A 16,574-nucleotide genomic window follows, 5' to 3' on the forward strand; every position below is an offset into this window, starting at 1 on the left:
CTTTCATATTATCAAAAGGCCTCGGCAGGCTCAAGTCAGTGGTGGAACGCGGGTATCCCGCGCATCCGATTGTTTACTGACAGGGGAAATCACCATGAAGTCGATCCACAAGATGCTGACTGCTACCGCTGCGCTCTCGACGCTGGCGCTGCTTGCCTTTGCGGCGCCGGCTGCGCAGGCGGGCGAATATTGCAGCGTCAATACCTCGGGCATGCGCGGCTGCGGCTATGATACGCTGGAGCAATGCCAGGCGACGGTGTCCGGCGGTCTCGGCACCTGCACGCGCGATCCGTTCTACAAGGACGCCAGCACCTCGCTGAAAGGCGCCCGTTCAGCGCTCGCCTATCAGCCCAACCATGTGCGCCGGCATCGCGCCGTCAAGCACTCGATCGAACAGTGATAGAATAATCGCGCATGAGGTGCATCGCCTCTGCGCGTTGTGGTGAAGCAAAACCCACCGCGGCATTTTTCGCGATGGGTTTTGCCATGCTGTAAACGCAGATGCATCTGTCGCGCCCTCGACAGTGCTTGAGGCAGCGCGAGACTCACTCCAACGGCTGGACCGGTGGAGGCGCGGCAGCCGCCTGCGGCGCCGGCCTCGCTGCCGGCGCGGTCGAAACGGGCGGCGCGCTGGACTGAGTGCTCGGCGCGGCCTCGTTACTGCTCATGGAAGCCTGCGCGTCCGGGCGGGGCGGTCGACGCGCCTGGCGCGGCCTGCCGGATCGTCGCGCGCCCCAGGAATGCGCGATCGCCGGTCCCGCAGTGTAGCCGACGACAGCACCGGCGACCGCGCCGATTGGCCCCAAGACAACGGCTCCCGATACCGCTCCAAGCGCAGCATCGGTCGCGCGCTCCTCCGCTACCGCGGCGGATGAGGCCAACGACAATGCAAGTACCGCAGTTACGATCGCTCGTTTCATTCAAAAATCTCCCCAATTGGCGGCAGCAATATCAGAAAATGCGGCGAGAAAAGTACGCTTCGAGGCGCGCAGGCTAGCGCGAGCAAGAAAACGCGAGGACGTGGCCAGAGGGCAACGTGGAACACGACTACCGCCGAGCCGGTTGATACGGCGTCGCAATGAGCGGCGGAACTTTCGTTCCCGAGAGCGGCCAAGCCGAGGGGAGAGCCCGATATGATATCCGAGACGCAGATTCACATGATCGCGCGGCAGATGCTGGAAAAGCACGGCTTTGAAGCGATCGCCCACGCGGCCCAAAATGCGCAGGCTTGCGAGAGCAAGGGCGACAGCGAGGAAGCCAGGGAGTGGCGCCACATCGAGGCTGCGATGAAGATCATGCGCGGCCCGCATCAAAGCTGACGACACGCAACGGATCGGCGACCAGCGACGGCGTCACAGCGAAAGCTGTTGCGCCGTTCTTGATTCCGGACTGACCTCACTGATCCGGCCTGCCATCAAGCCGCGCCAGAATGGCGAGTGTCCCCTGGTCCGCACCGTCGGGATAATATTTCGCGATTGCCTGGCTGAAGAGCGGATCCTCCGAGACCGCGCCGAACAGCGTCATCGACGAGCGAAACTTCATGTCATCAGGCGATCCCAGAATGCTGTGGATCGATTTGCCGTTCACGTCCAGAACGAGGCGCGTGCATTCGCGCAGGCGTGGGCCAAGCACATCGTGCCCGAGATAAGCGATCGCCTCCTCGCGCGAAGTGATGGCGAAGCGTTGCGACATCGCGCTGAAGCCGAGGCCCGCGATCTGCGGAAAGATGAACCACATCCAGTGGCTGCGCTTCCTGCCTGCCTTCAATTCGGCGATGACATTCGCGTACACGTTGTGCTGAGCATCCATGAAGCGCTGGAGGTCGTGGGGGTCGGACATCGCAGGCGGCCTTTGAGCAGGTGATTAACCAAGGGTGATATGATAGAAAGTAGGTTACGAGCCTAGGGATGGGCGCGGTCTTGTCTCGAATCTGCCGCACTTTGGGGCCTCATATTGTTCTTGGCTGGTAGAGAATCCCTGCGGGGCGCTTGCTCCGTAGGCGTGGACTTTGGGGTGTGGACTTCGGGAGTTGGGACTTGGGGAGTTGATGGCTTTCGACGCAACGAAGGCTGACAGGCTGCCGTCGCGCCGCTCCATGGGGCGGTCCGAGAGGGTGGTGCTTGTCCTCGCCGCTCTCGCTCTATCAGCGGGAGCGGCTGCCTGGATTGCTGATTCCAGCCAGACCAGCTCTTTCGCATCCGCAGCATTGCCCCCCGGCTCGGATCACCTTTCGTTCCAGGATCGTTTCGCGGCTATCTCTGGGCGCGAACGGACAGGGGACGTGCCTGCACTGCAGTCCCTCGATCGTCGGGCGCTGACCGCGATCGAAACCAAGCTTTGGGACGCCAAGGCCCTGCTGGCTCAGCAGCTCATGTATGGCGATTGGCGGTTTGCCGCGATCGAGGACCTCAGATCATCCACCGATGCCAAGCCGGCCGAAGATGCCAAAACCGCCGACGAGGCCAAATCGGCCGACGAGGGCAAGCCAGCGGTGACGGCGAGCAGCATTCCATTGCCGAAGCCGCGCCCGGTGGTTGTGGCAAGCCTGGACGCGCAAGCGAGCCTGCCTCCGAGCCAGCCTGACAATGCGCCGAAAGCGGACAACCGCACGCTGCTTGACAAGCTCTCCGATTTGCTGCCGGGACGTGTCACGCTCGCCTCGCTCACGCCGGAGAGCGGGCTGATGCGTCACGGACCGGATCTCGCGGCGCTCGGTTACGACAGTACCACGGCCGTCTACGATATTTCCGCACGTGCCGTTTATCTGCCTGGCGGTGTGAGTCTCGAGGCGCATTCCGGCATGGGCGGCCTGAGAGACGATCCCGGCCATGTCGACCAGCGGATGGTCGGTGCAACCCCGCCGGCGGTGTACGACTTGAAGCCCCGGGAAAAGCTGTTTCATGGCGTTCCGGCTTTGCGGATGACGCCGGCCGACGGCAGCAGCATTTTCGGACGATCCGGGCTGCTCGTGCACCCCTACATGCTTGGGCCTGAGGGCGACTCGAACGGCTGCGTGTCGATCAAGAACTATGAGCGTTTCCTGAAGGCCTACAACGACGGAGAGATCCATCGCCTTGTCGTCGTGCCCAGCCTGAATCATGCGGTGTCGGCCTCGCAGCGGGCCACCTCGCAGTCTTGACGCTTGTCTCCGCGGGCAATGCGTCCCGCGAATTCGGACCTCTGTTGTGTCGTCGTCGAACCCGGAAATGAGCAAGGCGGTCGCTTCCGAAACGCCGCTGCGCACGACGTTCAGGATCAGGTTGAACGGCGATACGGTTTCGATCGCGACCGTCGGTCAGGCCTATCGGTTTTTGACCGAGTACAGCAAGATCGAGTGGATGGAGTTTCGCTCCTTGTATGGCGATGCTCTCGCTTTGCTGGAGCGCGCTGCAGACGATGCGATGCTGACGGTGCAGGCAACCGATGCGGTGCGTGCGCTGTTCGTCAGCTCCAAGCTTTTGTGAGCGCGAGCGAACTCGCGCTCAAGTTGGTTTGATTGTACGCTGCCATCATTTCAGCACGATTGAGGCAGCCAATATAGTTAATGTAGCGTTGGAGGGCGGGCGATGTCGAGATTTGGGCACGCGGTGGCGCTGATAGGAGTGTTGGTGCTCGGCGGTTGCATGCAGGCAACGCTGTCACCGACATCGGATGCGGTTTTGACGCCGAGGGACCGGCAGCTCCTGGCCCATCCGCCCTATGCACAGGCGCAGATCCCACAACAATTCCAGCGGCACATCGTTGATTATACGCGTAAGGAGCAGCCTGGCACGATCCTGGTCGATACCGACGCGCGCTACCTCTATTACGTGCTGCCGAACGGCAAGGCGATCCGCTATGGCGTTGCGGTGGGGGAAGAAGCGATGGCGTGGTCCGGCGTCGCCACCGTGGGCCGCATGTCCGAGTGGCCGGATTGGATTCCGACTCAGGAGATCCAGGAGCGACTCGGTCCTTACCCCAAGCGCGTCGCTGGCGGTCCGGCCAATCCGTTGGGCGCGCGGGCGCTCTACCTCTATGAAGGCGGCAAGGACACGCTGTATCGCATCCATGGCACCAACCAGCCCGAATATATCGGCCAGGCGATCTCGTCCGGTTGCATCCGCATGACCAACGAGGACGTCGTCGATCTCTTCAATCGGGTGAAGCTCGGGACGACCGTGGTCGTCTTGCCGCCTGGTCAGAATTCCACCGCTGCTCTCTTTGGCCGTCGCAGCTAGAGCATGATTCGGAAAAGCGGAAGCCGCTTTTCCGAAAAGCTCCATGTTCAAACAAAGAGATCAGATCATGATTCCGATGCCGCTTAATCGGATCATGATCTCGCCTCTAAAAGCCGTGCATAGACGGTGCGGCTGAGCCGCAATCTTATCCAACTTCGCGATTAGGTCGCGTAGCATTGGATCCGCCGGTTGATTCGGCAGATCGTCGCGCCTATCGCGGGGACGTTGCCATGGCCTTTTTCAAGCGTGAGCTCAGCCCGGTCGAGCGCTTCGCGACTGCGCTCAAGAGCAAACAGGTCGAGCGAGACAAGCTCGCCGGCCGCCTCAGCGCGACCGAAACAGTGCTTGCGGAGCACCGCGCCGAGGCCGAGCGGCTGGCGGTGGCCGGCGCCAGCAATGCCAAGCTGGAACGTGCGGAAGCCAAGCTGCGCTTGGTGGAAGATCGCGCCAGGACCCTGCGTGCCGCGCTGGTGGAAATCGACCAGCAAATCGTTGCTACCGAACGCGCCTTGGCGGATGCGAGATCGCAGCGCGAGCGTGAATTGCTGGCCGACCAGATCGAGTCGCTTGCCGCATCGATCGAGCAGGCCGTGCCCGGATTTGCCGCTGGTGCCGCGGCGCTGGTCGACGCCGTAACAAAAAGCGCGGTGTCGTCGCCGGAGGCCACGACGTTCTCCGCCAGCGTCGATGCCGTGCGCGGAGAGGTCCTCTCGGCCGCCGATCTCGTTTGCTGGGAGCTGCGGAGCCTTGCCATGCGCACGCGCGCCGGCAATGCCAATGTCCCGTTGCTGCCACCCCCCGAGGCCGCGCAGCCGAAGGTTCCCGAGATCGAGCGGCAAGTGATCTACACGCTCAATCCGTTGCTCTGGCGGGAAGGTAGCGAGGTGCGCAAAGTGCCGGCCTTCGCGCTGGTCGAACTGCCAAAAACATTGCTGCCGCTTGCGCTGCGGCATCAGCATGTCGACTATCTCAACGCCCGCCGCGTGCAGACGCTGATGCATGTTCACGGTACTGGAGGCAACAGCGACGGCGCTCCCGATGGTCCGGAACTCGTCGATCTCGATGCGCTTGCTGCGGACGAACAGGCAGGCGCTCAAGTCAGTGTCGCCTGAACGGCGGCGATCCTGATCGATCACCGGCTGGACGTTGCTAAGGCTTGAGGATGTTGCTTCCGCTCAGCTCCTCTGAGCTGCGGGAGGCATATGGTTCGGCCGGACCATCGGCCGTCTGCACTGTGGTACGCAGGAGTTTCACACCGGACACACAGCCGGGGAGGTAAGGGGCCTTGCCTCACTGATGCGGCCCGCAAAACCTTCTCCCGGCGTGCCGTTCGCGTGTTCGCCGCTATGCCACGGTCCGAACGTATCCCGTCGCACTATGCGGCTGTCTCTGCGGAGGTGGCGTCATCAAAACCTCCTCTCTCTCGAGATTTGTCGCCAGTGGCGACATGCCTCATGCAACTCCGATCGAGAAGGACTGTCAAGCCGTATGGCGCCGGGCTTATGGTTGTTGGCGAGGAGATGCGCTATCCTGGAACTCGATCGGCGATGACATGGGATGTCAGGAATCTGCACGGTTGCGGGAGCAGAGAGGGGCGGCATTCATGATCACCTTACCTGAGCTGGCGGTCGGCGCGTTGGAGGAGTTTCTCCGGCGCTTCATGCAAAGTCGTTTCGGCTCTTCGAAGGCTCCCTTCATGGACCTCGTGCCGGGAGCGGCCCGGCTTGCGCTGGAATGCATCGGAAACAGCGATGCGCTGTATCACAATATCGAACATACGCTGCTGGTTACGCTGGCGGGACACGACATTCTGCGCGGTCGCTCGGCCTACGCCGAGGTAAGCGCGGACGATTATGCCCACGTCATGATCGCATGCCTCGCCCATGACATCGGTTATGTGCGCGGCTTGTTTGAGGAGGATGGCGAAGACGGCTTCTTGATCGATGAGATGGGCGGCAAGGTGACGCTTCCGCGCGGCGCATCGGATGCCGGCCTGATGCCTTACCATGTCGACCGCTCCAAGCTTTATGTCATGAGGCGAATTGATGGCATGCCGGCGCTCGATAAGCAGCGCATCGCCGATGCGATCGAAGGCACGAGATTTCCGCCATCGGAAGGCCAGCAATATGACGAGGAGGCCTCGATCGTTCGCGCGGCCGACTTCATCGGACAACTCGGCGATCCCAACTACATCAGGAAGGCCAACGCGCTGTATCACGAGTTCGAAGAGGTCGGCATCAACCGCCAGCTTGGCTATGAATCACCCGCCGACATCGTCCATCGCTATCCGCAGTTCTATTGGAATAGCGTGGCGCCGCATATCCAGACCGAAATCGGCTATCTCAACAAAACCTCGAGCGGACGGCAATGGATTGCCAACCTTTACGCCAATGTCTTCCGCGCCGAGCGCGAGATCCCGCTGTCCGGTCCGCAGCAATAGTTGATCTGCGTCAACATGCCCTGCCGAAATTCGGCATTGGCTTCTTAAAAAAGAATAGAGGGAAACGCCATGGGTGACATCGCCCAATTCATTGCCATACCGATTGACCTGACCGACGACGGCTTGGTTGCGGGGGAGCCTTTCAAATGCGCGAGCCCCGCATCCGCAATCGAGCGCGCCAAGGGTTATTGGACAATCCTTGGTCACGCCGGCGCCGTCGCATTCGTGCGCACGGGCTATCCGGATTTCAGAACAACGGTGCTGAGGCGATTTGGCAGTGTGCCCGACGAGCTGCAGATTTGAACGACAATCGGCACAGGCGTTCCCCGGTGCGGGAACAGCAGAGGATTTGGCGCATTAGCCGTGATGTTGCCGGAGATTTTCCGTGAAACATCGTGGCATCTCTTATTGGGTGGCCGAGATCGGCTTCCCGCAGGGCTGGAAGTGGACAGTCCGCCAGGACAGAACCGTCACCGTGGGAGTCTGCGCCACAAGAGCCGACGCGATCCGCCAGGCACAGACCTTCATCGACGCGATCATGGATTGGGCGGCTTGACGGCCGCCCGATCACTCAATCGAGACACGCACCACGCCCGACCGCGTCATCCCGAGCGCGCGGGCGGCGCTCATGGACACGTCGATGATGCGCCCGCGGATGAAGGGGCCACGGTCATTGACGCGGCATTGGATGGAACGGCCCCCATGCGTAACGGTGATGATGCTGCCGAACGGTTTGGTTCGATGCGCGCATGTCATTTCACCAGTGTGACCACGGCCGCCGTAATAGGAGGCAAGGCCGGACTCGGCTTGCGCGGAGGAGATTGCAAACAGGAGAGCTGATGAGGCGAGTACAGAAGCGAAAGCGGCACGGGCCAAGGCGAGAACCCCTTGCAGATGTCGATCGCGAGTATCGGACGTTCTTCAAGCTTGGGTTTTTGACGATTTTGCGCTTGCAGCATGGCGATGTCGGGGCCGGCCATGCGTGTAGCGCGGCAGGCATGACAGCGTGCAAAGCATCGCCGACGCGTGCCGCTGCGCTTTGGAAATGCTTGATCGCGTGGATTGGAGCAGTCGCCGGGATCCTGCCAATCGAGAGAACGCGCGCTCAACCTGCGGCATCATTGGGAGCCAACGGGTCCGCGCGAAGCGCGGCCCGATGACAGGCTCCAGCGAAGCAATGCAGACTTTCTCCGCGGATACAGTCTGGAGCGCTTCGTCGCTTTCGGTCCTCGTGATGAAGGCTTGGTCGAAAGCGCTGGTTCGATTTCGCCAGCTTCATCGGCGAAATGCGCTAGCGTCGGGCTGTGGACTTGTTCAGGGCTACGGCAGCGCGAATAAGCGTCTTCAATGCCTGTTCGTCGATCTCGTCGCCTTGGTGGAAGTCGATGGCGCGCCGTGTATTTCCGTCAAGACTGGAATTGAACAGGCCTGAAGAATCCTTGAGAGCCGCACCTTTGGCAAAGGTCATCTTCACGACGTTCTTGTAAGTCTCGCCTGTGCAGATCAAGCCGTCGTGCGACCACACAGGAACGCCCCTCCATTTCCACTCCTCGACGACGTCAGGATCAGCTTGCTTCACCAGCGCACGAATCCGGCTGAGCATCTCGCCCCGCCAGTCGCCGAGTTCCTTGATCCTCGCGTCTATCAGTCGAGAAGGGGAGTCTCCGCCTTTTCCTTCCTTCGATTCGCTCTTCATGGTCTTCACGGCGTTCGTCACCTTCTTCATGGTTGTTGTCGTTCACCTCGCTTGAAGATCGCGCGACCAGTGCGCTCGCACTGGTCGCTCACATTCGCTCGCCAGGCAATTGACTGGCTTGCTTTACCCACGCGGCGAACTGAGCTTCGTCGAGTTGGTCATCCTCATGGATGTTCAGATAGCGCGTTTCCTTGCTCTTGGACTCGTCGGGCGGGACAGGGCGCAGCGATGTGCCACGGAAGAAGGCCACTTTGACGTACTTCGTGAAACAATGGAGGCCGAGAAACCAGCCCTGGCCCTCGATCCCGTAGAGCGGTGAGTTCCATTTGACTGCCTTGCGCACGCCTGGGACGGTGCGAGCGATGAGCGCATCAATGCGCCGCCCGACGCCGCTTTTCCAACCCGGCATGGCCGCGATGTAGGCTTGCACGCGAGCATCACCCTCGCCCTTCGCGATTTGAGGGTTGCCGCCGGCAAGGAGGGGCGGGGTCGCAGCGCACCGTTTCGCGGCAGCCTTCTTTGCGACTTTCGCCGACGTCTTGGGCATCTTGGAGGTTTTGGCGGCCATTGCGGTCACTCCCATCCGCCGGTGTATCGCTCGTTGGCAATGACGGCCGCCGCAAATGTAATCGACAGCCAGCGATGGGGCTGCCAAATCCACTTGTGCCAATTCAATGAAACCTCCCAAGCAAGCCGAAGCAGAAGATGGCAGATCGGAGACCGCACGAGCGCCGACTTCAATCTCGCGCCAGGAGCTGCTCCAGATTTGCGAAGAACTTCTGCCAACCGTATTTGGCGCCACCATAGGCTTGCTTCTGATCCGGTCGGAAGCCCGATTGCTCCATGCGCAGATGGGTGCCGGTGCTGGTTGGGGTGAGCGTGAAGGTCACCACGCTCTTCAGATTGTAAGCCGCATCGTCATGCGCAAAATTCCAGGTGTAGGACAACGTTCTGTTCGGCTCGATCGCGAGGACTTCGCAGTCCAGCACGCCGCCCCAGTCTCCGCGCAAATTGAAACGGTGACCCACGACAGGCTTGAAGTCGGTCTTCATGAGCCATTCCTCGATCAGGTGTGGTTGCGTCAGCGCGCGCCAGATCTTTTCCACGGGATGAGGCATCTCCCGTTCGACGACGACGGAGAGCGTTTCGGCCGACGTTTCGTTCATTGGTCCATCCTTTTGAGCAGATCTTCGAGGTGGTCAAACCGGCTTTGCCAGAAGGCGGCCATTTGGCTGGTCCAGTCGATCAGCGGAGCCAAGGCGCCGAGCTGCGCGCTGTAATGCGTCTGGCGACCCTCGTGGCGGTCGCGCACCAGCCCGGCCTGCTTCAAGACGCCGAGATGCTTTGAGACGGCCGGTTGCGAGATTCCGGCCCGCGCCGTCAGGGCGCCGACCGTCTGCTCTCCTTCACGGCATAGCCGCTCGAAGATGGACCGCCGGGTTGGGTCGGCGAGCGTTCTGAAGAGGACGTCGTGAACGTTCCGCATCCGGAATGTATAACCCGGTGGCTATTAATTGACATATAACCGGAGGGATATGTGTCAGTCAAGCAGGCAAATGGAGCGGCCAATTGGCTCGTTAAGGGAGCTGTGGGTCTGAGTGGGTTGACACTGCGATCGATGCGGTCGAGCGGGAGTGAGGCGCGTACGGTCAACTTGCCATCATGCGATTGAATCTATTATGCCTCGCTGGTGATGGATCGTAGAGAGATGCGACGTCGTCTTGCTTTGCATGCAATCGAAGCATGCGCGCAGGGTCGCATTTCTGCGCGGCACCTTCGCTCCTTCCGCTGATCGAGGCGCTCAGCACCACTCGGCCATCGCGCGGATGCTGGAGCGGTTCAGATGCACGCACTCGTCGACATATTCGGCGGTGGCGAGCGGCAGGAAGTGATGCATTCCGTCAGGTGCGTCGGACTTGCTTAGCTTGAGCTCGCCGTTTTCCACGTGGTCAACCGTGCCGACATGGCGGCCATCATTGCCCACGATCTCCATGTGCTCCTTGATGTCTTCGGTTTTTACCATGCGGCGTCTCCTTCGAGATGAGGGAGAGATGAGCGGACCGCGCAGACGCTTGCCCGCCGCCCGTAATCAGGCACCGCCAATGCCCCTGATGATGGTGCCGCGGCCGCCGCAATTCGGACAGGCGGCGCCGTCGATGCGGCCGCTGCCTTGGCACTGCGGGCAGATGTCTTCGCCGGTGCCGGGAGTTCCGGGGGCGGCTTCGTCGCCGGGATTGAGGCTTTGGGCGGATGCGCGCATGCGCAAGCCGCCATTCTTCTTCTCGCGCTGTTTCTGCGTCATGGCTGCCTCCTTGCTCCTCATCAACGCGCCCGCCCGCAGGTGGTTGCCCAGGTGAGGAGGAGTCGGCGGCCGGCCAGCTTACGGAACAGCTTTCGGCGGACGCGGCGCCGCCAGCATGTCCGGTTCTTCGGCCTGCAACTGCGGCGCCGGGGCAGGTGGCGGGAGCGGTGCCGCGGCGGCTTGCGCAGGCGCGATGGTCTGCGGCGGCGGAAGCGTTGTCACCGGCCTGCGCAGCGGCGGCGCAACCGGCTTCGGCGCAGGCGGCCTGGGCCGCAGGTTCGGCTCGGAGGCCCGCGCCATGACACGGGTCATCTGCTCCTGGGTCGTCTTGAGCTGCTCGGCGAGTTTCGCATTGTCGCGCGCGAGCTGGTCCTGACTGGCCTTGAGCTGCTCCATGCCTTGTTCCAGGCTGGCGAGATCGCGCGCCATGGACTGCAGCAATTGGGCCACATCCGGTGCAGACGGCGCGGCGACCGCGGGCGGGGCATCTTGCGGCGGGCTTTCCGCTTGTGCCGGCGCTGGTTGTGCCGGGACTTGCGGAGTGGTCGTGTCCGCCGCGGCCGTCTGCTGAACGGCCGGCGCGGCGGGCTCTGCGGCCGGCGCCGCTCTGTCCAAGGGCAGCGACAAGATCGAGGCAAGTTGTGGTGCCCAATGCTCGATCATGGCTTTGGGCGCATCGGCATAAGGCGACTGCCAGGCGATCGCGGCGCCGGCCGCGCCCATGGCCAGGAGCAGGGCGGTGACACCGCTCATCGCGGCCTTCCTGAGCGCGTGCCGCTCGCCGGGGCGATGAAGATCGTCGACAACAGTGGGACGAAACGTCGTTATCTTCGGATCCAAGGCGGCGGGCGCGATGTCGGCCTTTGGAGGCTCTGGCGCACGTTCGCTGGCAAGCTTGGCAAGCCGCTCCTGCACACGCGCGAGTTCTTCGCGGACCACCTTCTCGTAGTCACTTGTAGGCTTGTCGTCCCCGCGCACGAGCAGGACATCGTGCGCGCCGGTCTGTTCCGGCTTCACTGTGGAATCCATTGGCCCTCCTTGCTCCGCCCGATGTTACCGAATGAGGGCGGGCGTCGGATTTCCGCTGACGTCGGACTGCCCCAGACTCACTCCGGTTTTGACCAAAGCAAGGCCAAGGAATGGAAAGTATGGGGCTGTTGACAGCGCGGCCGTGTCGGAACCGAAGGCAAAGGGCTAATCGCGCCATTCCCGCCAATGTGTCGGGTGGACATCAACGGGATCGGCGGTTTCCGCATTGACCCAGCCGGGAACACCGCGGCGGCAGGGGAAGACGAGGGCGTGCGGGCCTTCGGCGTCGATGACCGCGAGTTCCAGATCAAGATCGTATGGGGCGCCGGCGATGCTCTGCCAGCCCGGCGCCAAACGACCCGGTAGCACGGCGGCCGAGGCTTTCAGGCCTGTTAACCTGGCTTCGTTCATCGCTGCAGCTCAGTGCTGTCGGACGTGCCGGAATCATAGATGTGAGCACCGAACATGCCGACGCTCACGAGGCCGAATGACATTGCGAGCATGCGTGTCTCCTTCATTGCACCCTGGTCTATGCGAAGGAGCCTTCTCGCGACATTCGGGTTGTTTGCTTAAGGGGGGTTTCCGCAGGACGACCGCGCCAATTCACCGGAATACCGCAGGCGCGGCGGCGGTCATGCTGGAGCCTACTAGGCTGCGCGGTTATTTCTTGCTGCGAATGAACCCGGCAAGGGTCGGCTTCGCGGTCTCGCACCACGCTTCCATCCCCAGCCGTTTCTGATCGAAGTCCGTGGACTGCACCGCGAGCGCGACTTCCTTGTTCAGCTCGTCATCGCCGCGTTCGCCCATTTTCCCGCCTGTGAGCATGTAGGCGATGGCCTTGCGCACCGCTTCCGTCGTTCCGTCCGGCTGGTGCATCTCCTGCGCCTTCTGCACCAGATCCTGATACGCGACGTCAGTGCCGGGGCATTCCACCTTCGCGGCGAACGCCTCCAGAACCAGCGTGACATAGGCCGAGCGGGGCTCCGCATGAGCGGGCGCCGCCGCAAGCGCGAGCAAGCCTGTGGTTATCGTGATCAATGCCGCGTGCCGCATGGTTGCCTCCCTGTTTTTCGGGAAGGCTAGCGTCATCGACACTGCCGCGCAATGCATCCTTGTGGCGACGGATCACGCAACCGCCGCCGCTATTTGTGACCGGATCGCCACACTCAACGTGAAATCGTAACGCCGCCGGCGTGCCAGTGCGTCCGCGGCCACGCTTCCGCCCCCATTCGCTGCGGACGTGGCGTTGCTGGAGGCTGGCACTCAGGGGGGACAGGATGTCTTCGACAGGTCGTGCCAGAATGCTGCAGGTGAGTTGTGGCGTAAACCGCGCGTGTATGCGGATCAGTTCCGTTGCCGGTGTTCGCAGGCTCACGAAGCTGTCGGCCGTCGGGTTGAGTGCAGCCTGGCTTGCGGCGTGTGCGCAGTCTTCCGTCGTCAGCAATAGCCTGGCGCCGGTTGCTCCGACGCGACAGGCTGCGCTCGGACATCATCAGAACATCCATGTCGCGACGCATGCGCGCGTGAAGCTCCTGCGAAGAACCGCTATCGCATCGGAAGATAATACCAGGAGGAAGAAGCCGGGGTCGCAAGGCATGGCCAGCTTCTATACCGAGGGGTCGGAGACCGCGAGCGGCGAGAAATTCGATGCGCACGAATTGACGGCCGCGCATCCCACATTGCCTTTCGGCACACGCTTGCGCGTGACCAACGTCGCCACCGGGCGCTCGGTCACGGTGCGGGTCAACGATCGCGGTCCCTATGTTGCGGGGCGGGTGGTCGACGTCTCCCAATCCGCGGCTGAAGCGCTCGGCATGGTCGACCAGGGGGTCGCCAAGGTGAAGCTGGACGTTGTGCAGTAGGTCGGTCGGTACAGCGGAGAGAGAGCGTCGGTGCTTGCGCCGTTGATGACAAATTGCTGCGACCACTTACATGAGAGGACATGAGCAGAGCATTCGTCAACGAAGATACATTTGTCGATTCGCTTCCGGACCGCCCGGTTTCCGAGCACCCCAATCTGGTCACCGAGCGCGGACTTGGCTTGATCGAACAGGCGCTGGAGGCCGCGCGGGCAGCCTATGGTGAGGCTCAGGCTGCGGGCGACCGCGAGGCGCTGGCGAGCGCGGGACGCGACCTGCGCTACTGGAGCGCGCGTCGCAGCACCGCGCAGTTGCGCGTTCCCACACAAACCGCAGAGACCGTCCAGTTCGGACACGCCGTCACCATCCTCCGCGAGGACGGCCGGCAGCAGACATTCCGGATCGTGGGCGAGGACGAGGCCGATCCGGCCCAAGGCTCGATCTCGCATGTCTCGCCGCTGGCCAGAGCGCTGCTTGGCAAGCGACTGGGAGATGTCGTGCGCGCCGGCAAGGATGAGGCGGAGATCACCGCTATTCGCCAGTAGCGTCCGCTACGCCGTGTCATTCATCGGCGCGCTTTTAGCGAAGCCCTACCATCGCCGTCTATAAGGGGCGGTGCGGAGCACAAGCTCGGCGCTTATGAGGACGAGGATAAGTGTCGGCAACACCAGGATCACGACGCCGGGCGTAACCATGGGCTCGATTTTGCGCTCGGTACTGGCCGCTTCACTCGTCGTCACGGCGGTGTAGCCGGCGCGCGGCGGCGCAACCTGAGCGATATCCACCCAGCGGTCCCGCCAATCGGGGGCGTCGGACGCTGTCTCGCTCGTATCAGGCGCCCAGGACGCATGCGCTGAGTGCGCTTGAGCGGGGGCGGGGTCTGACAGCATCTCGGACATGGCTTCGCGCCATTTTGGCTCGACGGCCTCCCGCTGAACCGGCCGGTCGGTCCTGGATTGCGAGCGACGGGCGATGCGGTGCCGGGTCGGCGTGGCGTCCCAGCAATGATCCGGCCCATGCCAATAGATGTGCACCGAACCAAAATGCTGGCGCGCCTCGGCCTTGCTCATGCACGAATCCGAGGCATGCGATGGCGTACCTACCACCAACAGCGACACCACGATCACCGCGACGCGCATAGCCCCCTCCGTCTTGCACTCAACAGGGACGCTGCCGACGTTGCCCCGGCTTGGAATCCAATCATTAGCGGCGAGAAAAGTGCAAATTATGGCTGGAATTGACGGGCGACCTCCGTGTCCCCTTGATATTGCGAGCGTCATGTGAGTGTGGGCAGCGGGATACCGTTCCCCATTCACGCCGGGCTGTGTGGGACCGTCTGCGGCGCTGTGCTGAGTTTCTGGTGTGCATCGAGGAGCAGTGGCCGCTTAATATGATGGACGCTCAAAATCGGGAGGTGAGCGTGATCACTCGATATCTGACGGATTGCCGGTGGCAGGTCGGCGCCCGCGGCGCGGCACCAAGGCTCATCAGCGTGTTGTTGCTGGCGCTGGCTCCGCTCTGTTCGGGCAGCACGATGGCGATCGCGGCCGACAGTCTCTATCGCGCGCAGGCCGTCGTCACAGGTCAGGGTGAGCCGAACCGCATGATCGGCTTTGGCGTCTGTCTCGAGGACGTTCTGATCCAGGTCTCCGGCGCGCAAAAGCTGGCGGGCGATCCACGGTTGTCTGCCTACAAAGCCAAGGCGAGCGATTACGTCAGAGCCTATAGCTATCACGACCAGATGGCGGGCACACCGACCCGTGACGAGCAGGGGACGCGCGATCGGCCCTATGATTTGAACGTCGAGTTCGACGAGGGGAAGGTCGACGAGCTGCTCCGCGCGCTCGGACTCAACCCATGGCTTTCGCATCGCCCGGTTCTGGCCGTCTTCGTCGAGATGGAGCAGGGCACACGAAAATACATGGTGACATCGGATGCGCGGCAGTCCGAGCTGCAGCGTGAATCGCTCCTTGGCGCAGCTACGAAGCGGGGAATGAGCATCGTGCTGCCGAGCAGCGCAGCCCTGGATAAATTGGGCATCACGCGCGCGGAAGCGTCGACAGCGGCATTCTCGCAGCCCGCGTCCGCCGCGTCCGAACTGGGCGGCGAAGTAGCGCTCGCCGGACATCTCGTTTGGAGCGATCAGGAGCTCGGATGGGCCACGGAGTGGCAGATCGACTGGCAAGGCCGACAGCACCGATGGCGGCTTCGCGGCGTCACGTTCGATGAAGCCTTTCGGCGCGGCCTCGGCGGCGCGGCGCAGATCCTGTCGGACAATGGCGAGCCCTGAGACTCTCAAGCGGCTCGAAAATGCGGCAAGCACCTGTCCGGCTTCGCGTGATCGACGGTCGAAGGCAAGGCCGCGCGCGATCACCGAGACTCCAGGGAATTCAACTTCAGTTGATGTCTCGGACGGTCGGGTTCACGCGTTAGAGACGATCGTAAACGGCTTTTTAATTGAGACTGCCGGACCTGTGCGCGACCATTGGCGCGGTTGAACCCCGCCGGGTGGAGACATCCGCGGAGTCTTCGCTCTCATGGAGGTTGCCATGGCCTGGCTATCGCGGTCATTCCTGCGCAAGCGACTCATCTCGCTGGCGACGACAATGTCGGTTTCGGCGACTTCCTTTGCCCTCGCGCAGGATCAGACGGGCAAGCACCACTTGCCTGCGCCAGCGGACAATAGTGAGCAGCGATTCATGATCGACAATGATCTCGCCATGAGCAAAATGAGCAGGGACATGATGGTCGATCCGTCTGGCGATATAGACCGCGACTTTGTGGCCATGATGATCCCGCACCATCAAGGTGCGATCGACATGGCACGAGCAGAGCTCAAATACGGTCAAAACAAGCAGCTTCGCGAGCTCGCGCAAAGCATTGTCACGCAACAGGGACAGGAAATCGCGCAGATGCGGCGCGCCATCGGCGGCGCGTCGCCGGCAGGGCCGGAGGCGGCGCAGCAGCGCTCGAGCATGAACTCAAGGAACATGCATTGAGCGGGTGCAGCCCGTGCGGCTGTCAGCCGCGC

Annotated in this window: 27 protein-coding genes; 13 read left to right on the forward strand and 14 right to left on the reverse strand. The window is 62.4% G+C overall.

Translation table 11 applies throughout. The features are described from left to right. Positions 1-94 precede the first annotated feature (94 nt). The gene (locus tag P6U23_RS19160) at positions 95-400 is read left to right on the forward strand and encodes a DUF3551 domain-containing protein (protein ID WP_407181239.1); all 306 of its coding nucleotides are present in this window, start codon (positions 95-97) and stop codon (positions 398-400) included. A gap of 145 nt (positions 401-545) precedes the next feature. On the opposite strand, the gene P6U23_RS19165 is transcribed toward P6U23_RS19160, so the two are convergent. Further along, positions 546-920, reverse strand: coding sequence for a DNA-directed RNA polymerase subunit N (locus tag P6U23_RS19165; RefSeq protein ID WP_407181240.1), 375 nt, complete (start codon positions 918-920; stop codon positions 546-548). A gap of 213 nt (positions 921-1,133) precedes the next feature. Here P6U23_RS19165 and P6U23_RS19170 point away from each other — a divergent pair, with 213 nt between their 5' ends. Further along, complete coding sequence (locus P6U23_RS19170) at positions 1,134-1,319, forward strand: hypothetical protein (protein WP_407181241.1); 186 nt, start codon at positions 1,134-1,136, stop codon at positions 1,317-1,319. 76 nt (positions 1,320-1,395) lie between these two features. Here the strand turns inward: P6U23_RS19170 and P6U23_RS19175 are convergent, their stop codons facing one another. After that, on the reverse strand, positions 1,396-1,839 hold the full coding sequence (locus tag P6U23_RS19175; protein ID WP_407181242.1) for a DUF1810 domain-containing protein: 444 nt from the start codon (positions 1,837-1,839) through the stop codon (positions 1,396-1,398). 208 nt (positions 1,840-2,047) lie between these two features. Here P6U23_RS19175 and P6U23_RS19180 point away from each other — a divergent pair, with 208 nt between their 5' ends. The 7 genes from P6U23_RS19180 (at position 2,048) to P6U23_RS19210 (ending at position 7,213) form a co-directional block, all read left to right on the forward strand. Next, positions 2,048-3,139 (forward strand): DUF2778 domain-containing protein, encoded by a 1,092-nt coding sequence (locus P6U23_RS19180; protein WP_407181243.1) that lies wholly within the window; start codon positions 2,048-2,050, stop codon positions 3,137-3,139. A 67-nt stretch (positions 3,140-3,206) separates the two neighbouring features. Then, a complete protein-coding gene (locus P6U23_RS19185; protein WP_024510222.1) occupies positions 3,207-3,464 on the forward strand; it encodes a hypothetical protein in 258 nt (85 codons plus the stop codon). A gap of 102 nt (positions 3,465-3,566) precedes the next feature. Further along, the gene (locus P6U23_RS19190) at positions 3,567-4,217 is read left to right on the forward strand and encodes a L,D-transpeptidase (RefSeq protein WP_407181244.1); all 651 of its coding nucleotides are present in this window, start codon (positions 3,567-3,569) and stop codon (positions 4,215-4,217) included. A 230-nt stretch (positions 4,218-4,447) separates the two neighbouring features. Beyond that, entirely contained in the window at positions 4,448-5,329 is an 882-nt protein-coding gene (locus tag P6U23_RS19195) for a hypothetical protein (RefSeq protein WP_407181245.1), read from the forward strand. 491 nt (positions 5,330-5,820) lie between these two features. Next, on the forward strand, positions 5,821-6,657 hold the full coding sequence (locus tag P6U23_RS19200) for a metal-dependent phosphohydrolase (protein WP_407181246.1): 837 nt from the start codon (positions 5,821-5,823) through the stop codon (positions 6,655-6,657). A 69-nt stretch (positions 6,658-6,726) separates the two neighbouring features. Further along, the gene (locus P6U23_RS19205) at positions 6,727-6,960 is read left to right on the forward strand and encodes a hypothetical protein (protein WP_407181247.1); all 234 of its coding nucleotides are present in this window, start codon (positions 6,727-6,729) and stop codon (positions 6,958-6,960) included. Positions 6,961-7,042: 82 nt separating this feature from the next. After that, positions 7,043-7,213: a hypothetical protein gene (locus P6U23_RS19210; protein WP_407181248.1), complete on the forward strand. Its 171-nt coding sequence runs from the start codon at positions 7,043-7,045 to the stop codon at positions 7,211-7,213. An 11-nt stretch (positions 7,214-7,224) separates the two neighbouring features. Here P6U23_RS19210 and P6U23_RS19215 read toward each other — a convergent pair whose 3' ends face one another. From P6U23_RS19215 to P6U23_RS19265, 11 genes are all read right to left on the reverse strand, one after another. Continuing rightward, positions 7,225-7,488, reverse strand: coding sequence for a septal ring lytic transglycosylase RlpA family protein (locus tag P6U23_RS19215; RefSeq protein ID WP_407181519.1), 264 nt, complete (start codon positions 7,486-7,488; stop codon positions 7,225-7,227). Further along, entirely contained in the window at positions 7,410-7,637 is a 228-nt protein-coding gene (locus P6U23_RS19220) for a hypothetical protein (protein ID WP_407181800.1), read from the reverse strand. The genes P6U23_RS19215 and P6U23_RS19220 overlap by 79 nt, the downstream gene beginning before the upstream one ends. Before the next feature lie 311 nt (positions 7,638-7,948). Further along, positions 7,949-8,383: a DUF1801 domain-containing protein gene (locus P6U23_RS19225; protein ID WP_407181249.1), complete on the reverse strand. Its 435-nt coding sequence runs from the start codon at positions 8,381-8,383 to the stop codon at positions 7,949-7,951. A gap of 58 nt (positions 8,384-8,441) precedes the next feature. Beyond that, entirely contained in the window at positions 8,442-8,921 is a 480-nt protein-coding gene (locus P6U23_RS19230; RefSeq protein WP_407181250.1) for a DUF1801 domain-containing protein, read from the reverse strand. Between the two features lie 169 nt (positions 8,922-9,090). Beyond that, positions 9,091-9,519 (reverse strand): SRPBCC family protein, encoded by a 429-nt coding sequence (locus P6U23_RS19235; RefSeq protein WP_407181251.1) that lies wholly within the window; start codon positions 9,517-9,519, stop codon positions 9,091-9,093. Beyond that, the gene (locus tag P6U23_RS19240) at positions 9,516-9,839 is read right to left on the reverse strand and encodes a helix-turn-helix transcriptional regulator (RefSeq protein WP_024510214.1); all 324 of its coding nucleotides are present in this window, start codon (positions 9,837-9,839) and stop codon (positions 9,516-9,518) included. Before P6U23_RS19240 ends, P6U23_RS19235 begins: the two co-directional genes overlap by 4 nt. A gap of 315 nt (positions 9,840-10,154) precedes the next feature. Next, on the reverse strand, positions 10,155-10,376 hold the full coding sequence (locus P6U23_RS19245; RefSeq protein ID WP_407181252.1) for a DUF2171 domain-containing protein: 222 nt from the start codon (positions 10,374-10,376) through the stop codon (positions 10,155-10,157). Between the two features lie 66 nt (positions 10,377-10,442). Further along, complete coding sequence (locus tag P6U23_RS19250) at positions 10,443-10,655, reverse strand: hypothetical protein (RefSeq protein WP_407181253.1); 213 nt, start codon at positions 10,653-10,655, stop codon at positions 10,443-10,445. Between the two features lie 78 nt (positions 10,656-10,733). Continuing rightward, positions 10,734-11,684, reverse strand: coding sequence for a hypothetical protein (locus P6U23_RS19255; RefSeq protein ID WP_407181254.1), 951 nt, complete (start codon positions 11,682-11,684; stop codon positions 10,734-10,736). Between the two features lie 165 nt (positions 11,685-11,849). Then, complete coding sequence (locus P6U23_RS19260) at positions 11,850-12,095, reverse strand: hypothetical protein (RefSeq protein ID WP_407181255.1); 246 nt, start codon at positions 12,093-12,095, stop codon at positions 11,850-11,852. 249 nt (positions 12,096-12,344) lie between these two features. Continuing rightward, on the reverse strand, positions 12,345-12,737 hold the full coding sequence (locus P6U23_RS19265) for a hypothetical protein (RefSeq protein WP_407181256.1): 393 nt from the start codon (positions 12,735-12,737) through the stop codon (positions 12,345-12,347). 284 nt (positions 12,738-13,021) lie between these two features. Here P6U23_RS19265 and P6U23_RS19270 point away from each other — a divergent pair, with 284 nt between their 5' ends. Together P6U23_RS19270 and greA are read left to right on the forward strand one after the other, a co-directional pair. Beyond that, positions 13,022-13,546, forward strand: coding sequence for a septal ring lytic transglycosylase RlpA family protein (locus P6U23_RS19270; RefSeq protein WP_407181257.1), 525 nt, complete (start codon positions 13,022-13,024; stop codon positions 13,544-13,546). An 80-nt stretch (positions 13,547-13,626) separates the two neighbouring features. Continuing rightward, positions 13,627-14,088 (forward strand): transcription elongation factor GreA, encoded by a 462-nt coding sequence (gene greA / locus P6U23_RS19275; RefSeq protein ID WP_407181258.1) that lies wholly within the window; start codon positions 13,627-13,629, stop codon positions 14,086-14,088. A 45-nt stretch (positions 14,089-14,133) separates the two neighbouring features. Here greA and P6U23_RS19280 read toward each other — a convergent pair whose 3' ends face one another. Beyond that, the gene (locus tag P6U23_RS19280) at positions 14,134-14,682 is read right to left on the reverse strand and encodes a hypothetical protein (RefSeq protein WP_407181259.1); all 549 of its coding nucleotides are present in this window, start codon (positions 14,680-14,682) and stop codon (positions 14,134-14,136) included. 281 nt (positions 14,683-14,963) lie between these two features. Here P6U23_RS19280 and P6U23_RS19285 point away from each other — a divergent pair, with 281 nt between their 5' ends. After that, entirely contained in the window at positions 14,964-15,833 is an 870-nt protein-coding gene (locus P6U23_RS19285; protein ID WP_407181260.1) for a DUF2066 domain-containing protein, read from the forward strand. 259 nt (positions 15,834-16,092) lie between these two features. Next, positions 16,093-16,542 carry a DUF305 domain-containing protein gene (locus P6U23_RS19290; protein WP_407181261.1) on the forward strand — a complete coding sequence of 150 codons (450 nt, stop codon included), beginning with the start codon at positions 16,093-16,095 and terminating at the stop codon, positions 16,540-16,542. The last annotated feature ends 32 nt before the right edge of the window (positions 16,543-16,574 follow it).

The organism is Bradyrhizobium sp. STM 3562 (assembly GCF_045571435.1).
GTDB lineage: Bacteria > Pseudomonadota > Alphaproteobacteria > Rhizobiales > Xanthobacteraceae > Bradyrhizobium.

Coding starts and splice junctions, on each gene's coding strand:
- P6U23_RS19160 (WP_407181239.1), top strand. CDS start 95: ATGAAGTCGATCCACAAGATGCTGACTGCTACCGCTGCGCTCTCGACG.
- P6U23_RS19165 (WP_407181240.1), bottom strand. CDS start 920: ATGAAACGAGCGATCGTAACTGCGGTACTTGCATTGTCGTTGGCCTCA.
- P6U23_RS19170 (WP_407181241.1), top strand. CDS start 1,134: ATGATATCCGAGACGCAGATTCACATGATCGCGCGGCAGATGCTGGAA.
- P6U23_RS19175 (WP_407181242.1), bottom strand. CDS start 1,839: ATGTCCGACCCCCACGACCTCCAGCGCTTCATGGATGCTCAGCACAAC.
- P6U23_RS19180 (WP_407181243.1), top strand. CDS start 2,048: ATGGCTTTCGACGCAACGAAGGCTGACAGGCTGCCGTCGCGCCGCTCC.
- P6U23_RS19185 (WP_024510222.1), top strand. CDS start 3,207: ATGAGCAAGGCGGTCGCTTCCGAAACGCCGCTGCGCACGACGTTCAGG.
- P6U23_RS19190 (WP_407181244.1), top strand. CDS start 3,567: ATGTCGAGATTTGGGCACGCGGTGGCGCTGATAGGAGTGTTGGTGCTC.
- P6U23_RS19195 (WP_407181245.1), top strand. CDS start 4,448: ATGGCCTTTTTCAAGCGTGAGCTCAGCCCGGTCGAGCGCTTCGCGACT.
- P6U23_RS19200 (WP_407181246.1), top strand. CDS start 5,821: ATGATCACCTTACCTGAGCTGGCGGTCGGCGCGTTGGAGGAGTTTCTC.
- P6U23_RS19205 (WP_407181247.1), top strand. CDS start 6,727: ATGGGTGACATCGCCCAATTCATTGCCATACCGATTGACCTGACCGAC.
- P6U23_RS19220 (WP_407181800.1), bottom strand. CDS start 7,637: ATGGCCGGCCCCGACATCGCCATGCTGCAAGCGCAAAATCGTCAAAAA.
- P6U23_RS19225 (WP_407181249.1), bottom strand. CDS start 8,383: ATGAAGAAGGTGACGAACGCCGTGAAGACCATGAAGAGCGAATCGAAG.
- P6U23_RS19230 (WP_407181250.1), bottom strand. CDS start 8,921: ATGGCCGCCAAAACCTCCAAGATGCCCAAGACGTCGGCGAAAGTCGCA.
- P6U23_RS19235 (WP_407181251.1), bottom strand. CDS start 9,519: ATGAACGAAACGTCGGCCGAAACGCTCTCCGTCGTCGTCGAACGGGAG.
- P6U23_RS19240 (WP_024510214.1), bottom strand. CDS start 9,839: ATGCGGAACGTTCACGACGTCCTCTTCAGAACGCTCGCCGACCCAACC.
- P6U23_RS19245 (WP_407181252.1), bottom strand. CDS start 10,376: ATGGTAAAAACCGAAGACATCAAGGAGCACATGGAGATCGTGGGCAAT.
- P6U23_RS19250 (WP_407181253.1), bottom strand. CDS start 10,655: ATGACGCAGAAACAGCGCGAGAAGAAGAATGGCGGCTTGCGCATGCGC.
- P6U23_RS19255 (WP_407181254.1), bottom strand. CDS start 11,684: ATGGATTCCACAGTGAAGCCGGAACAGACCGGCGCGCACGATGTCCTG.
- P6U23_RS19260 (WP_407181255.1), bottom strand. CDS start 12,095: ATGAACGAAGCCAGGTTAACAGGCCTGAAAGCCTCGGCCGCCGTGCTA.
- P6U23_RS19265 (WP_407181256.1), bottom strand. CDS start 12,737: ATGCGGCACGCGGCATTGATCACGATAACCACAGGCTTGCTCGCGCTT.
- P6U23_RS19270 (WP_407181257.1), top strand. CDS start 13,022: ATGCGGATCAGTTCCGTTGCCGGTGTTCGCAGGCTCACGAAGCTGTCG.
- greA (WP_407181258.1), top strand. CDS start 13,627: ATGAGCAGAGCATTCGTCAACGAAGATACATTTGTCGATTCGCTTCCG.
- P6U23_RS19280 (WP_407181259.1), bottom strand. CDS start 14,682: ATGCGCGTCGCGGTGATCGTGGTGTCGCTGTTGGTGGTAGGTACGCCA.
- P6U23_RS19290 (WP_407181261.1), top strand. CDS start 16,093: ATGGCCTGGCTATCGCGGTCATTCCTGCGCAAGCGACTCATCTCGCTG.